The organism is Pseudomonas entomophila (genome assembly GCF_023277925.1).
Taxonomy (GTDB): domain Bacteria; phylum Pseudomonadota; class Gammaproteobacteria; order Pseudomonadales; family Pseudomonadaceae; genus Aquipseudomonas; species Aquipseudomonas entomophila_D.
On sequence record NZ_CP063832.1, the window covers coordinates 3703409 to 3717578 of the forward strand.

Sequence of the window (14170 nt, forward strand, 5' to 3'; positions counted from 1 at the left end):
ACAAACGGGCGCGGAACCTGACCGCGCCCACTTAAGGTCTAGGGGAGGCTCCCATGAGCAAACCAAACGTTTCCTTCTACAACCTTGCGTGGCGCTGGCATTTCTATGCCGGGCTGTTCGTGGCGCCGTTCATGATCTTGCTGGCGATCACCGGGATCATCTACCTGTTCAAACCGCAGCTCGACCCGCTGATGTACCGCGAGCTGATGGTGGTCGAGGCCGGCCATCACCGGCAGGCTGCCGACACGCTGCTGGCCAATGTGCGCCAGGCTTATCCACAGGGGCAGGTGGGCCAATACCTGCCAGCGATCAACGCCGAGCGCAGCGCGCAGTTCGTGGTGCACGACGGCGGGCGCGAGTTGAATGTCTTCGTCGACCCTTACAGCGGCAAGGTGCTGGGCGCACAAGACGGCAAGCAAAACCTGCAAGCCATTGCCCGCGCGCTGCACGGCGAACTGATGGTGGGCACGGTCGGTGACCGGCTGGTGGAACTGGCGGCCGGCTGGGGCGTTGTCCTGGTCGTGTCCGGCCTCTATCTGTGGTGGCCACGCGGGCGCAACAGCGCGGGCGTGCTGTGGCCACGTTTCAGCGCGCGCGGCCGGGTGCTGTGGCGCGACCTGCATGCCGTCACTGGCTTCTGGGGTTCGGCATTGCTGCTGTTGATGCTGATCAGCGGCATGACCTGGACCGGGTTGTGGGGCAAGCAGTACGCCGACCTGTGGAACAGGTTCCCGGCGGCCATGTGGAATGACGTGCCCAAGTCCGATAAACAGGCACGCGAACTGAATGAAGCCCATCGCCAGACCGTGCCGTGGGCCATGGAGAACACCCCGATGCCGGTGTCCGGCGCCCACGCCGAGCATGCCGGGCATCACATGATGGATCACGCCCCGGCGGCGCCGCAGGTCAGCCTGCAGCAGGTCGAGGATGTCGCTACCCTGCGCAAGGTCGAACCGGGCTACAGCATCACCCTGCCGACCAGTGCCGAAGGCGTGTTCACTATCGCCGTGTTCGCCGACGATCCGCGCAACGACGCCACCCTGCATGTGGACCAGTACACCGGAAAAGTGCTGGCCGATGTGCGCTGGCAGGACTACAGCCCGGTGGCCCGCGCCACGGAGCTGGGGGTGATGCTGCACGAGGGCAAGATGTTCGGGCCGCTGAATCAGCTCGCCATCCTGCTGGTGTGCCTGATGATCCTGCTGGGCTCGGTGAGCGGGCTGGTGATGTGGTGGAAGCGCAAGCCGGCCGGTGGGCTGGGCGTGCCGCCGCTGCGTCATGACCTGCCGCGCTGGAAGACGGCAGTGGGGGTGATGGTGGTGTTGGGCGTCGCCTTCCCGCTGGTAGGGTTGTCCATGGTGGTGATGTGGGTGGTGGATAACCTGGTGGTGAGACGCCGGGCCATGGTCCAGGCTTGAGAACTGTTCGCCGGCAAGCCGGCGCCTACAGGATCGTCGTAGGCGCCGGCTTGCCGGCGAAAGGGCCGGCGAAATCAACCATTGATTCCCGTCATGTCGAACACCGCGCTGCACCGCCAAGATCGTGTCGATCTGCCACGCCCGTGATCGGAACACGACGTGATAGCCTACGCGGCTTTCGCTCACAAAAAGACTGACCCTCAATGGAATGCAGCCTATGACCCGGACCTCCCAGACACCCCCTGAAGCGCAGCACCTGCAACGTAACCTGACCAACCGCCACATCCAGCTCATCGCCATTGGCGGCGCCATCGGCACCGGCCTGTTCATGGGCTCGGGCAAGACCATCAGCCTGGCCGGCCCGTCGATCATCTTCGTCTACATGATCATCGGCTTCATGCTGTTCTTCGTCATGCGCGCCATGGGCGAGCTGCTGCTGTCGAACCTCAACTACAAGTCGTTCATCGATTTCTCCGCCGACCTGCTCGGCCCCTGGGCCGGCTACTTCACCGGCTGGACCTACTGGTTCTGCTGGGTGGTCACCGGCATCGCCGACGTGGTGGCGATCGCCGCCTACACCCAATTCTGGTTCCCGGACCTGCCGCAGTGGATACCAGCGCTGAGCTGCGTGGCGCTGTTGCTGTCGCTGAACCTGGTCACGGTGAAGATGTTCGGCGAGATGGAATTCTGGTTCGCCCTGATCAAGATCATCGCCATCATGGGCCTGGTCGCCACCGGCCTGTACATGGTCATCACCGGTTTCCAGTCGCCGGCAGGCCATACCGCCAACCTGGCCAACCTGTGGAATGACGGCGGCATGTTCCCCAATGGCCTGCTGGGCTTCTTCGCCGGCTTCCAGATCGCCGTGTTCGCCTTCGTCGGCATCGAGCTGGTGGGCACCACCGCCGCCGAAGCGAAGAACCCCGAGCGCACCCTGCCGCGGGCGATCAACTCGATCCCGATCCGCATCATCGTGTTCTACGTGCTGGCGCTGATCGCCATCATGGCGGTCACGCCATGGCGCGACGTGGTGCCGGGCAAGAGCCCGTTCGTCGAGCTGTTCGTGCTGGCCGGCCTGCCGGCGGCGGCGAGCATCATCAACTTCGTGGTGCTGACTTCTGCGGCCTCGTCGGCCAACAGCGGCGTGTTCTCCACCAGCCGCATGCTGTTCGGCCTGGCCCAGGAGGGCGATGCACCCAAGGCGTTCGAGAAACTCTCGCGCCGCGCGGTGCCGGCCAACGGCCTGTACTTCTCCTGCACCTGCCTGCTGCTGGGCGCGGTGCTGATCTACCTGGTACCCAATGTGATCGAAGCCTTCACCCTGGTGACGACGGTGTCGGCGGTGCTGTTCATGTTCGTGTGGACGCTGATCCTGCTGTCGTACCTGAGCTACCGCAAACAGCGCGCGGCGCTGCATGAGCAATCCACCTACAAGATGCCCGGCGGGCGCTTCATGTGCTACGTGTGCCTGGTGTTCTTCGCCGGCATCCTGGTGCTGTTGAGCCTGGAGGCCGACACCCGCTCGGCGCTGGTGGTGACACCTATCTGGTTCGTCATCCTGGCGGTGACCTATCAGTTTGTGCGTAGCAGGCGTCAGCCGCGTGCGGCAGTGCGTGGGGCGTCGAACAGCTGATTGCGGGGGGCTGCTGCGCAGCCCATTCGCCAGCAAGGCTGGCTCCTACAGGTACAGCGCACGCTCCGAAACCTGCGCGAGACCTGTAGGAGCCAGCCTTGCTGGCGAATGGGCACACAACGCCCCTACTGTCTCAACCCCGCTCCAATCCCTCAAGCACCGCCTCGGCCAGCGCCAGGCCTTTCTCCAGCGAGTTCTCCGTCGCCGTCAGCAAACTGCGCAACGGCTCCCCCGCCTTTTCCAACGCGGCGGCATTGCTCTCATACGCCGCCTTCAACGCCGCCACGGCGCACACCAGCGCATCCTCGCTATCGACCCCGGCATGCACCGAAAGCATCGGATCGTGGGCGTGATTGCAGGTGCCGAAGTGGGAACTGGCGGTGACGGGACGTGATTTGCGGGGACTGTGGTTGACCAGCGATTCCTGGTTCATGGCTGCACCTCTCGATGAAAGGTGGCGATTTCAGCAAATGCGAACGGTGGATCTGGAACGATCTTCTTGAGCATGGTGCTACTCCTTGCAGCCTTCTGAAGTGTATCTCCGTGCCCATACGCCAATATGGGTGGACGGAGCCGTGCGGGTTGGCGTTGCCGGTCAGAAGGTCCGGTGAGCCCGAAGGCTCCCACACACGGCTCCGCCCATAACGGGTGCAACCATGCAGGACACGCTATCGCAAGTGCGATGTGCCCGGTTCTGACAGCGGGACGCCAATCCCGAACCGCAGAAACTACTGCGGTGCGGCACGGTACTCAAGTGCCGCTTGTGTGTCAAAATGTTGGGCGGCAAATGCCTTCAGAAGCCCCGTCATCGGACTGCGACCGCACACCTAAATGGGACTGCTTTGCAGTCCTTCGCGGATGAATCCGCTCCTACAGAGATAGCGTGGCCTTGAAGTTTGCGCTGTGCTTGTAGGAGCGGATTCATCCGCGATGGGCCGCACAGCGGCCCCAATCCTGTGCATGCTAATCGTCAAGGCACCATCCTGGCCCCACCCCACGCCCCGATTCGTCGCACAACCGCTCTATCACGCACCTTCCATCGCTCGGCACAGCCTTTGCAATCTCCGACCTGGCCAACCCCCACCATCACATCGGAGTGAGCACATGAAGCGACGCAGTCTGATCAAGGCCTTCACCCTCAGCGCATCGATCGCCGCGATGGGCCTGAGCTGGAGCATCCAGGCCGCCGAGACCATCAAGGTCGGCATCCTGCATTCGCTGTCCGGGACCATGGCCATTTCCGAGACCTCGCTCAAGGACATGGCGCTGATGACCATCGACGAAATCAACGCCAAGGGCGGCGTCAACGGCAAGATGCTCGAACCGGTGGTGGTGGACCCGGCGTCCAACTGGCCGCTGTTCGCCGAAAAGAGCCGCCAGCTGCTGACCCAGGACAAGGTGGCGGTGGTGTTCGGCTGCTGGACCTCGGTGTCGCGCAAGTCGGTGCTGCCAGTGTTCGAAGAGCTCAACGGCCTGCTGTTCTACCCGGTGCAGTACGAGGGTGAAGAGATGTCGCCGAACGTGTTCTACACAGGTGCCGCGCCCAACCAGCAAGCCATCCCGGCCGTCGAGTACCTGATGAGCGAAGACGGCGGCAGCGCCAAGCGCTTCTTCCTGCTGGGCACCGACTACGTCTACCCGCGCACCACCAACAAGATCCTGCGCGCCTTCCTGCACAGCAAAGGCGTGGCCGACAAGGACATCGAAGAGGTGTACACGCCGTTCGGCCACAGCGATTACCAGACCATCGTCGCCAACATCAAGAAGTTCTCCGCTGGCGGCAAGACGGCGGTCATCTCCACGGTCAACGGCGATTCCAACGTGCCGTTCTACAAGGAGCTGGCCAACCAGGGCCTGAAGGCCACCGATGTGCCGGTGGTGGCGTTCTCGGTGGGCGAAGAGGAACTGCGCGGCATCGACACCAAACCGCTGGTGGGGCACCTGGCGGCGTGGAACTACTTCGAGTCGGTGGATAACCCGGTGAACCAGCAGTTCGTCGCCGACTGGAAGGCCTACGCCAAGGCCAAGAACCTGCCAGGGGCCGACAAGGCGGTGACCAACGACCCGATGGAGGCCACCTACGTGGGCATTCACATGTGGGCGCAGGCGGCGCAGAAGGCCGGCAGCACCGATGTGGACAAGGTGCGCGAGGCGCTGGCCGGGCAGAGCTTCAAGGCCCCGTCGGGCTTCACCCTGACCATGGACAAGAGCAACCATCACCTGCACAAGCCGGTGATGATCGGCGAGATCCAGGATGACGGGCAGTTCAGTGTGGTGTGGCAGACAGAAGAGCCGTTGCGGGCGCAGCCTTGGAGCCCGTTCATTCCGGGGAATGACAAGCGGCCGGATTATGCGGTGAAAGGTAACTGAGTGCATTGGGGCCGCTGTGCGGCCCTATCGCGGATAAGTCCGCTCCTACAGGTCCGTGTAGGCGCGGATTCATCCGCGATGAATCCACCGCCGATTTCCAGGATGGCCCGCATGCTCAGACTCCTGCTCACGCTCTTGTTGTTACTGCCCCTGACCAGCCAAGCCAGCGAAGGCGAATTCTTCCTCAGCGCCAAGCCCGCCGAACAGGCCCGCCTGCTCGAAACCTGGGCCGCACAACCCGATGCCGCACGTCTGCCGCTGCTGGAAAACCTGCGCCAGGGCCGCATCGCCGCCAACGACACGCGCAAGCTGCGCCTGAACAACCGCCTGCGCGGCCTGATCGACAACGCCCTGGCCAGCCACCAGTTGCTCAGCGACAGCAGCGCAACCCGCCTGGCCGCCGCCCAGCAACTGCAGAAAACCGCGCAACCCGCGCAGATGGCCTTCCTCGACCGGCGCTTCGCCAGCGAACCCGACGCCGCCGTGCACGCCGCCCTTGGCCTGGCCCTGGCCAACCTGCAACTGGGCGCCAGCGAGCCCGCGGTACGCCTGGCCGCCGTGCGCCTGCTCGGCGAAACCGGCGACCCGCTGGCCCGCACTCGCCTCGAAGCGCTGCTGCAACCAAATGCGGAAACCGATGCCGGCGTGCGTATCGCCGCCGAAACCAGCCTGGCCCAGGTGCAGCGCAAGCTGCTGGTGGGCGAGCTGCTCGGCCAGGCCTTCAGCGGCCTGTCGCTGGGTTCGATCCTGCTGCTGGCGGCGCTGGGCCTGGCGATCACCTTCGGCTTGCTGGGGGTGATCAACATGGCCCACGGCGAGATGCTGATGCTCGGCGCCTACAGCACCTACATGGTCCAGGTGCTGCTGCAACGCTATGCCCCCGGCGCCATCGAGTTCTACCCGCTGATCGCGCTGCCGGTGGCCTTCGCGGTCAGCGCGGGCGTCGGCATGGCGCTGGAACGCACGGTGATCCGCCACCTCTACGGCCGCCCGCTGGAAACCCTGCTGGCCACCTGGGGCATCAGCCTGATCCTGATCCAGGCCGTGCGGCTGATCTTCGGCGCGCAAAACGTCGAGGTGAGCAACCCGGCCTGGCTGTCCGGCGGCATCCAGGTGCTGCCCAACCTGGTGCTGCCGTACAACCGCCTGGTGATCATCGGCTTCGCCCTGGCGGTGGTGCTGCTTACCTGGCTGCTGCTCAACCGCACGCGGCTGGGCCTGAACGTGCGCGCGGTCACCCAGAACCGCAACATGGCGGCCTGCTGCGGGGTGTCCACCGGGCGCGTGGACATGCTCGCCTTCGGCCTCGGCTCGGGTATCGCCGGGCTTGGTGGCGTGGCCCTGAGCCAGGTCGGCAACGTCGGGCCAGACCTGGGCCAGAGCTACATCATCGACTCGTTCCTGGTGGTGGTGCTCGGCGGCGTCGGCCAGCTGGCCGGCAGCCTGTGGGCGGCCTTCGGGCTGGGCATCGCCAACAAACTGCTGGAGCCGCAGATCGGGGCGGTGCTGGGCAAGATCCTCATCCTTGCGCTGATCATTCTGTTCATCCAGAAGCGCCCGCAAGGCCTGTTCGCCCTCAAGGGACGGGTAATCGACTGATGAACCAGCCATTGATTGTCACTGCCACGCGCAAGGCCGGCACACGGGTGTCGCTGGCCGTCGGCGCCGTTGTCGTCCTGGTGCTGCTGGCCCTGCCGCTGCTGTCGCTGCTGCCCGACGGGCACGCCTTGCAGGTCTCGGCCTATACCCTGACCCTGGTCGGCAAGATTCTTTGCTACGCCATCGTCGCCCTGGCCCTGGACCTGGTGTGGGGCTATGCCGGGCTACTGTCGCTGGGCCACGGCCTGTTCTTTGCCCTTGGCGGCTATGCCATGGGCATGTACCTGATGCGCCAGGCGGCCGGTGATGGTCTGCCGGGCTTCATGACCTTCCTGTCGTGGAGCGAGCTGCCCTGGTACTGGGCCGGCACCCAGCACTTCGCCTGGGCGCTGTGCCTGATCGTGCTGGCGCCGGGGCTGCTGGCGCTGGTGTTCGGCTTCTTCGCCTTCCGCTCGCGGATCAAAGGCGTGTACTTCTCGATCATGACCCAGGCCCTGACCTTCGCCGGCATGCTGCTGTTCTTTCGCAACGAGACCGGCTTTGGCGGCAACAACGGCTTCACTAGCTTCCGCACCATCCTCGGTTTCGACATCGCCGCCCAGGGCACCCGGGCGGTGCTGTTCCTGCTGACAGTCGGTCTGCTGCTGGCCAGCCTGTACCTGTGCTGGCGCCTGACCCAGAGCAAGTTCGGCCGCCTGCTCACCGCCGTGCGCGACGCCGAGAACCGCCTGATGTTCTGCGGCTACGACCCGCGCGGTTTCAAGCTGCTGGTGTGGGTGCTCAGTGCCGTGCTGTGCGGCCTGGCCGGGGCGTTGTACGTGCCGCAGGTGGGCATCATCAACCCCAGCGAGATGTCACCGACCAACTCCATCGAGGCCGCCGTGTGGGTGGCACTCGGCGGGCGCGGCACGTTGATCGGGCCGCTGCTCGGCGCCGGCCTGGTCAATGGCATGAAGAGCTGGTTCACCGTGGCGTTCCCCGAGTTCTGGCTGTTCTTCCTCGGCGCGCTGTTCATCCTCGTCACCCTGTACCTGCCCAAGGGCGTGGTCGGTCTTGTGAAGAAAAGGAGCCAGCCATGAGAAGCGTACCCCCGGTGCACCCGGAATTCATGCTGGAACCGATCTTCGACCAGATCGGCAGCGGCCGCGAGGCCATCGGCCTGGGCCGGCGTCGCGAGGCCGGGCTCGACACCCGCCATGGCACGGTGCTGAGCCTGGAGGGTATCAGCGTCAGCTTCGATGGCTTCAAGGCGCTCAACGACCTGAACCTGTATATCGGCGTCGGCGAGCTGCGCTGCATCATCGGCCCCAACGGCGCCGGCAAGACCACGATGATGGACGTGATCACCGGCAAGACCCGCCCCGACACGGGTAGCGCGTTTTTCGGCGACACCCTCGACCTGACCCGCATGAGCGAATGCCAGATCGCCCAGGCCGGCATCGGCCGCAAGTTCCAGAAGCCCACGGTGTTCGAGGCGCTGACGGTGTTCGAGAACCTGGAGCTGGCGCTCAAGGCCGACAAGTCGGTGTGGGCCACTCTGGCCGCGCGGTTGTCCGGCGAGCAGCGCCAGCGCATCGACGAGGTGTTGGCCACCCTGCGCCTGCTGCCCCTGGCCCAGCGCCAGGCGGGGTTGTTGTCCCACGGGCAGAAGCAGTTCCTGGAGATCGGCATGCTGCTGGTGCAGGAACCGAGGCTATTGCTGCTCGACGAGCCGGTGGCGGGGATGACCGATGCCGAGACCGAATTCACCGCCGAGCTGTTCCGCTCTTTGGCTGGCAGGCATTCGCTGATGGTGGTGGAGCATGACATGGGCTTCGTCGGCAGCATTGCCGACCATGTGACGGTGCTGCACCAGGGCAGCGTGCTGGCGGAAGGGTCGCTGGCGCAGGTGCAGGAGGATGAGCGGGTGGTCGAGGTGTACCTCGGCCGATAACCCCCACACGCCCTGTAGGAGCCAGCCTTGCTGGCGAACCACACACCCCGCATTCGCCAGCAAGGCTGGCCCCTACAGGGGTACAACCCAAGGACATGACATGCTGAAAATCGACACCCTGCACCAGTACTACGGCGGCAGCCACATCCTGCGCGGCCTGTCCTTCGAGGCCAAGGTCGGCGAGGTCACCTGCCTGCTGGGCCGCAACGGCGTGGGCAAGACCACCCTGCTGCGCTGCCTGATGGGCCTGCTGCCAGCCCGCGAGGGCCGCGTGGAATGGGAAGGCAAGACGATCACCACGCTCAAGCCCCAGCAACGGGTGCAGGCCGGCATCGCCTACGTGCCCCAGGGCCGGGAGATCTTCCCGCGCCTGACTGTCGAGGAAAACCTGCTGATGGGCCTGTCGCGCTTCCCCGCCCGTGAGGCACGGGAAGTGCCGGCGTTCATCTACGAACTGTTCCCGGTGCTGGAGCAGATGAAACAACGCCGTGGCGGCGACCTCTCCGGCGGCCAACAGCAACAGCTGGCCATCGGCCGCGCCCTGGCCAGCCGCCCGCGCCTGCTGATCCTCGACGAACCCACCGAGGGCATCCAGCCGTCGGTGATCAAGGAGATCGGCGCGGTGATCCGCAAGCTGGCCGACCGGGGCGACATGGCCATCCTGCTGGTGGAGCAGTTCTACGACTTCGCCGAGGAGCTGGCCGACCAGTACCTGGTCATGGCCCGTGGCGAAATCGTCCAGCGCGGCCGGGGCGAAAACATGCAGGCCGAAGGTGTGCGCGGCCTGGTTACCATTTAATCTGCAACCACTTCCCTTGCGAGATGCTGTCATGAGTTACCAGATCCGCGACGCCCTGATCGATGACGTGCCGGGCATCCTCGACATCTACAACGACGCCGTGGCCAACACCACGGCGATCTGGAACGAAACCCCGGTGGACCTGGGCAATCGCCTGGCCTGGTTCGAGGCCCGCGCGCAGCAGGGCTACCCGATCCTGGTGGCGGTGGACGACAGCGGTGTGCTGGGCTATGCCTCGTTTGGCGACTGGCGGCCGTTCGAGGGCTTTCGCCATACCGTCGAGCATTCGGTGTACGTGCGTGGCGACCAGCGTGGCAAGGGCCTGGGCCCTGTACTGATGGAAGCGCTGATCGAGCGCGCGCGCCGCTGCGACAAGCATGTGATGGTCGCGGCCATCGAGAGCGGCAACGCCGCGTCGATCCGCCTGCACGAGCGCCAGGGCTTCAGCATCACCGGGCAGATGCCGCAGGTGGGTGTGAAGTTCGGGCGCTGGCTGGACCTGACCTTCATGCAGCTGTACCTGGATGACAACACCCTTCCCCCTTCAAGGACCTGAAGCCATGAACACCGCCCAGCTGCACCGCGTGACCCACGAAGGCCTAGCGTACTACCGCGACGGGCTGGTGACCCTTTTGCTCGATGCGGTGCGCCAGGGCGCGTCGGTGGGGTTTCTGGCCGATATCGACGAACAGCAGGCCAAGGCCTACTTCGATGAGGTGAAGGCAAAGCTGGCCGGTGGCGAGCAGCTGCTATGGGTCATCGCCCAGGGGCAGGAAGTGCTGGGTAGTGTGCAGCTTGGGTTGTGCCTGAAACCCAATGGGCTGAACCGGGCCGAGGTGCAGAAACTGCTGGTGCACAGCGATGCACGGCGACGTGGGCTGGGGCAGCAGTTGATGGGGGCGCTGGAGGCCGAGGCGCGACGGATCGGGCGAGGGATGCTGTTTCTCGATACCGAGGCGGGATCTGGGGCGGAGGCGTTCTATCGGGCGCTGGGGTATGGCAAGGCGGGGGAGATTCCGGATTATGCCTGCGGCCCGGAAGGGGTGTATCGGGCGACGGCTTTGTACTTCAAAGTGCTTATTCCCGCCCATGAGCCTCATTAAGCCCATCACAGGCAAACACTCCCACAGATCTAAGGTAAGTCTCAGATCTGTGGGAGCCGCTCCAACCGCCCTTGGAATGGCAGCAGTTCAATCCGACTTAACATCGCGCAGCTTATCTTTGTACCAGTTGCTCGTAGAGTAATTACCCAACACCTCAAGTACACACTTCTTGCCCTTGAAGTAACAGATAGTCGGCGCGCTTTCGACATTATTGAAAGTGCTCTTATCCTCGCTAACCAGCGTCAAGGGAACACGTAGAAATTTGACATCTGAGTCTTCAACCGCCCATTTTTCGACGTATTCACTCACAGAAACACTGTGCTTTCGGCCCTCGCTGAACACCTCAACCACAACATAACCATTATTATTAATTACATTTAAATAATCATCACGGCTGCCTGCGACTTGAACACTCATTATATGGCCCTCTCCGTTTTGCCAAACATGCCGTATTCAAAATAAAGAGCCGGAACTCATGCGTCTACTGACAAAAATGATAGGTTGTCATCATCTACATCTGAGTAAACCGCCCCAACCGCTGGCGCAACATGCTGTTCTCACTGCGCAGCTGCTGTACCTCTTCCAGCAATTCCAACGCCAGCGCCACCCCTTCCCACTCCAGCTCCAGCTCCTGATGCAGCTTCACCGCGCGCTTGAGCGTTACCGGCGCGCGGTCGTCGAACACCCACTCCTCCGGCGTTCGCCCCGAAGGTTCAACAATGCCGTGCTCGACGATCTCGATCACGCAATCGGCCGTGAGGTCGGCCTCCTGACACAGGGTACGCATGTCCAGTTGAACAATCAGGGTGCTGCTCATGATCACTTACTCCATTGAGTCCTCGGGTTGAACGCGGCTTTCTCGGAGAGCTGGGTCCACAGTTCGCGCGCGGCGGCGTCGGACTGGGCGGGCATGACCACCTTGAGCTGGGCATACAGGTCGCCGCGCTCGCCCTGCTTGTTCGCAAGGCCCATGCCCTTGACCCGCAGGCGCTGGCCGCTCTGGCTGTCGGGACGGATGGTCAGGTTGATCTTGCCGGTCAAAGTCGGCACGGCCACCTTGGCGCCGAGCGCCGCCTCCCACGGTGCCAGCGGCACGGTAATGATCAGGTCATGACCTTCGACATCGAACAGCGGGTGCGGTGCCATGCGGATGGTCAGGAACAAATCGCCGTTGGCCCCGCCGCCCACGCCCGGCGCACCCTGGCCCTTGAGGCGGATGCGCTCGCCGTCGGTCACCCCGGCAGGGATCTTCACGTTCAGCGTTTTCGTGGTGAACCCGGTGCGCTGGCCGGCAGCGTTGGTCTGCGGCACCTGGAAGCTGATCTGCTTGGATTCCTTGTTCAGGGTCTCTTCGAGGAAGACTGCCAGTTCCAGTTCCACGTCCTGCCCTCGCCTGCCGGCACTGCGTTGTTGCCGGCCACCGCCGCCGAAGGGGTTACCGCCCCGGGCGCCGAAGATCGAGCTGAAGAAGTCGGAGAAGTCGCCGCCCTCGAAGCCACCGCCGCCGCCATTGCCACCACGGGACTGCCAACCTGGGGGGGCCTGGAACGGCCGGCCGTGCTGGCCGCCGTACTTGCGGATTTCGTCGTACTCGGCGCGCTTGTCCTTGTCGCCAAGCACTTCGTAGGCCTCGTTGGCCTCCTTGAATTTGTCCTCGGCGTCACGCTCCTTGCTGACGTCGGGGTGATACTTGCGCGCGAGCTTGCGGTACGCGGCCTTGATCGCCTTCTCGTCCGCGCTCGCCTCGACGCCAAGTATCTTGTAATAGTCTTTGAAGTCCATCTATGGATCACCAGTGTGAATGTACGTATTGCCAATGAAGATTGGGGTCAAGCATAGCCTTTCAAGGTGCACCCGGGGTTGCGCTATCGCAGACGGCCGGTCTTGATTTAGCCGCAGACTGGCATAAACTGCGCGGCCGTTTTGCCTCCGGAAGCTCTCCTTCATGTCTGACGTATCCCCGGCCCGCGCCCTCGGCATCGACTTCGGCACCTCCAACTCCACGGTCGGTTGGCACCGCCCGGGCGTCGAATCGCTGATCGCCCTGGAAGACGGCAAGATCACCCTGCCGTCGGTGGTCTTCTTCAACATCGAGGAGCGTCGCCCAGTGTACGGCCGCCTGGCCCTGCACGAGTACCTGGAGGGCTACGAAGGCCGCCTGATGCGCTCGCTCAAGAGCCTGCTGGGCTCCAAGCTGATCAAGCACGACACCAGCGTGCTGGGCAGCGCCCTGCCGTTCAAGGACCTGCTGGGCATGTTCATCGGAGAGCTGAAAAAGCGTGCCGAAGCCGATGCCGGCCGCGAATTCGAGCAGGTGGTGCTGGGCCGCCCGGTGTTCTTCGTCGACGAAGACCCGGCCGCCGACCAGGAGGCCGAGGATACCCTCGCCGACGTGGCGCGCAAGATCGGCTTCAAGGACGTGTCGTTCCAGTACGAACCGATCGCCGCGGCATTCGACTACGAGTCGGGCATCAGCCGTGAAGAGCTGGTGCTGATTGTCGATATCGGCGGTGGTACCTCGGACTTTACCCTGATCCGCCTGTCGCCCGAGCGCCACCTGGTGGCCGAGCGCCAGGACGACATCCTCGCCACCGGCGGCGTGCACATCGGCGGTACCGACTTCGACAAGCAGCTGAGCCTGCAGGGTGTGATGCCGCTGTTCGGCTATGGCAGCCGGATGAAAAGCGGCGCGCTGATGCCCACCAGCTACCACCTCAACCTGGCCACCTGGCACACCATCAACGCCCTGTATGCGCAGAAGTCGCAGCTGGCCCTGGGCAGCATGCGCTACGACATCGAGGACACCCTGGGTATCGACCGCCTGTTCAAGCTGATCGAGCAGCGCGCCGGGCACTGGCTGGCAATGGAAGTGGAAGCCAGCAAGATCGAGCTGACCGACCGCGACAGCCGCCGCATCGATTTCGGCCGCATCGAGCCGGAGCTGTCGGCGGAGCTGACCCGGGCGCTGTTCGAAGACGCCATCGGCGGGCTGCTGGAGCGAGTGCGCGGCAGCGTGACCGAGTTGCTGGCCAAGGCGGGCGTGAGCGAGGGGCAGGTGGACACGGTGTTCTTCACCGGCGGTTCCAGCGGCATCCCGGCGTTGCGCAACAGCGTGGCGGCGATGCTGCCCAATGCGCGGCATGTGGAAGGCAATATCTTTGGCAGCATCGGCAGCGGCCTGGCGATCGAGGCGCGCAAGCGTTACGGCACGATCTGACATTTGCGCCGGCCTCATCGCGGCTGAAGCCGCTCCTACAGGGAAAATGCGGTCCTTGTAGGAGCGGCTTCAGCCGCGATGAGGCCGGCACAGGCAAT

The 14170-nt window shown here is 64.1% G+C and carries 14 protein-coding genes; 10 read left to right on the forward strand and 4 right to left on the reverse strand.

Features of this window, described 5'->3' with window-relative positions; all coding sequences use genetic code 11:
* Nucleotides 1-53: 53 nt before the first annotated feature.
* Both IM733_RS16390 and cycA read left to right on the forward strand, forming a co-directional pair.
* A complete protein-coding gene (locus IM733_RS16390) occupies nucleotides 54-1418 on the forward strand; it encodes a PepSY-associated TM helix domain-containing protein (RefSeq protein WP_248917610.1) in 1365 nt (454 codons plus the stop codon).
* 217 nt (nucleotides 1419-1635) lie between these two features.
* Nucleotides 1636-3051, forward strand: a complete 1416-nt coding sequence (gene cycA / locus IM733_RS16395) for a D-serine/D-alanine/glycine transporter (protein WP_248917611.1) — start codon at nucleotides 1636-1638, stop codon at nucleotides 3049-3051.
* Between the two features lie 133 nt (nucleotides 3052-3184).
* Here cycA and IM733_RS16400 read toward each other — a convergent pair whose 3' ends face one another.
* A complete protein-coding gene (locus IM733_RS16400) occupies nucleotides 3185-3484 on the reverse strand; it encodes a hypothetical protein (protein ID WP_248917612.1) in 300 nt (99 codons plus the stop codon).
* Between the two features lie 671 nt (nucleotides 3485-4155).
* Between IM733_RS16400 and urtA the strand changes: the two genes are divergently transcribed.
* From urtA to IM733_RS16435, 7 genes are all read left to right on the forward strand, one after another.
* Nucleotides 4156-5421 carry an urea ABC transporter substrate-binding protein gene (gene urtA, locus IM733_RS16405; protein ID WP_248917613.1) on the forward strand — a complete coding sequence of 422 codons (1266 nt, stop codon included), beginning with the start codon at nucleotides 4156-4158 and terminating at the stop codon, nucleotides 5419-5421.
* A gap of 78 nt (nucleotides 5422-5499) precedes the next feature.
* On the forward strand, nucleotides 5500-7020 hold the full coding sequence (urtB, locus tag IM733_RS16410; RefSeq protein WP_248917614.1) for an urea ABC transporter permease subunit UrtB: 1521 nt from the start codon (nucleotides 5500-5502) through the stop codon (nucleotides 7018-7020).
* A complete protein-coding gene (urtC, locus tag IM733_RS16415; protein ID WP_248917615.1) occupies nucleotides 7020-8099 on the forward strand; it encodes an urea ABC transporter permease subunit UrtC in 1080 nt (359 codons plus the stop codon). Before urtB ends, urtC begins: the two co-directional genes overlap by 1 nt.
* On the forward strand, nucleotides 8096-8953 hold the full coding sequence (gene urtD, locus IM733_RS16420) for an urea ABC transporter ATP-binding protein UrtD (protein WP_248917616.1): 858 nt from the start codon (nucleotides 8096-8098) through the stop codon (nucleotides 8951-8953). Before urtC ends, urtD begins: the two co-directional genes overlap by 4 nt.
* 100 nt (nucleotides 8954-9053) lie before the next feature.
* Nucleotides 9054-9752, forward strand: a complete 699-nt coding sequence (gene urtE / locus IM733_RS16425) for an urea ABC transporter ATP-binding subunit UrtE (RefSeq protein WP_248917617.1) — start codon at nucleotides 9054-9056, stop codon at nucleotides 9750-9752.
* Between the two features lie 31 nt (nucleotides 9753-9783).
* A complete protein-coding gene (locus IM733_RS16430; RefSeq protein WP_248917618.1) occupies nucleotides 9784-10308 on the forward strand; it encodes a GNAT family N-acetyltransferase in 525 nt (174 codons plus the stop codon).
* A 4-nt stretch (nucleotides 10309-10312) separates the two neighbouring features.
* On the forward strand, nucleotides 10313-10855 hold the full coding sequence (locus IM733_RS16435) for a GNAT family N-acetyltransferase (protein ID WP_248917619.1): 543 nt from the start codon (nucleotides 10313-10315) through the stop codon (nucleotides 10853-10855).
* Between the two features lie 87 nt (nucleotides 10856-10942).
* Here IM733_RS16435 and IM733_RS16440 read toward each other — a convergent pair whose 3' ends face one another.
* The 3 genes from IM733_RS16440 to cbpA all read right to left on the reverse strand — a co-directional run bounded on the left by IM733_RS16440 (nucleotide 10943) and on the right by cbpA (nucleotide 12637).
* Nucleotides 10943-11272, reverse strand: a complete 330-nt coding sequence (locus IM733_RS16440) for a hypothetical protein (protein WP_248917620.1) — start codon at nucleotides 11270-11272, stop codon at nucleotides 10943-10945.
* Between the two features lie 94 nt (nucleotides 11273-11366).
* On the reverse strand, nucleotides 11367-11672 hold the full coding sequence (locus tag IM733_RS16445) for a chaperone modulator CbpM (protein ID WP_248917621.1): 306 nt from the start codon (nucleotides 11670-11672) through the stop codon (nucleotides 11367-11369).
* Nucleotides 11673-11674: 2 nt separating this feature from the next.
* A complete protein-coding gene (gene cbpA / locus IM733_RS16450; RefSeq protein WP_248917622.1) occupies nucleotides 11675-12637 on the reverse strand; it encodes a curved DNA-binding protein in 963 nt (320 codons plus the stop codon).
* A 163-nt stretch (nucleotides 12638-12800) separates the two neighbouring features.
* Between cbpA and IM733_RS16455 the strand changes: the two genes are divergently transcribed.
* Nucleotides 12801-14072 carry an Hsp70 family protein gene (locus tag IM733_RS16455; protein WP_248917623.1) on the forward strand — a complete coding sequence of 424 codons (1272 nt, stop codon included), beginning with the start codon at nucleotides 12801-12803 and terminating at the stop codon, nucleotides 14070-14072.
* Nucleotides 14073-14170 lie beyond the last annotated feature (98 nt).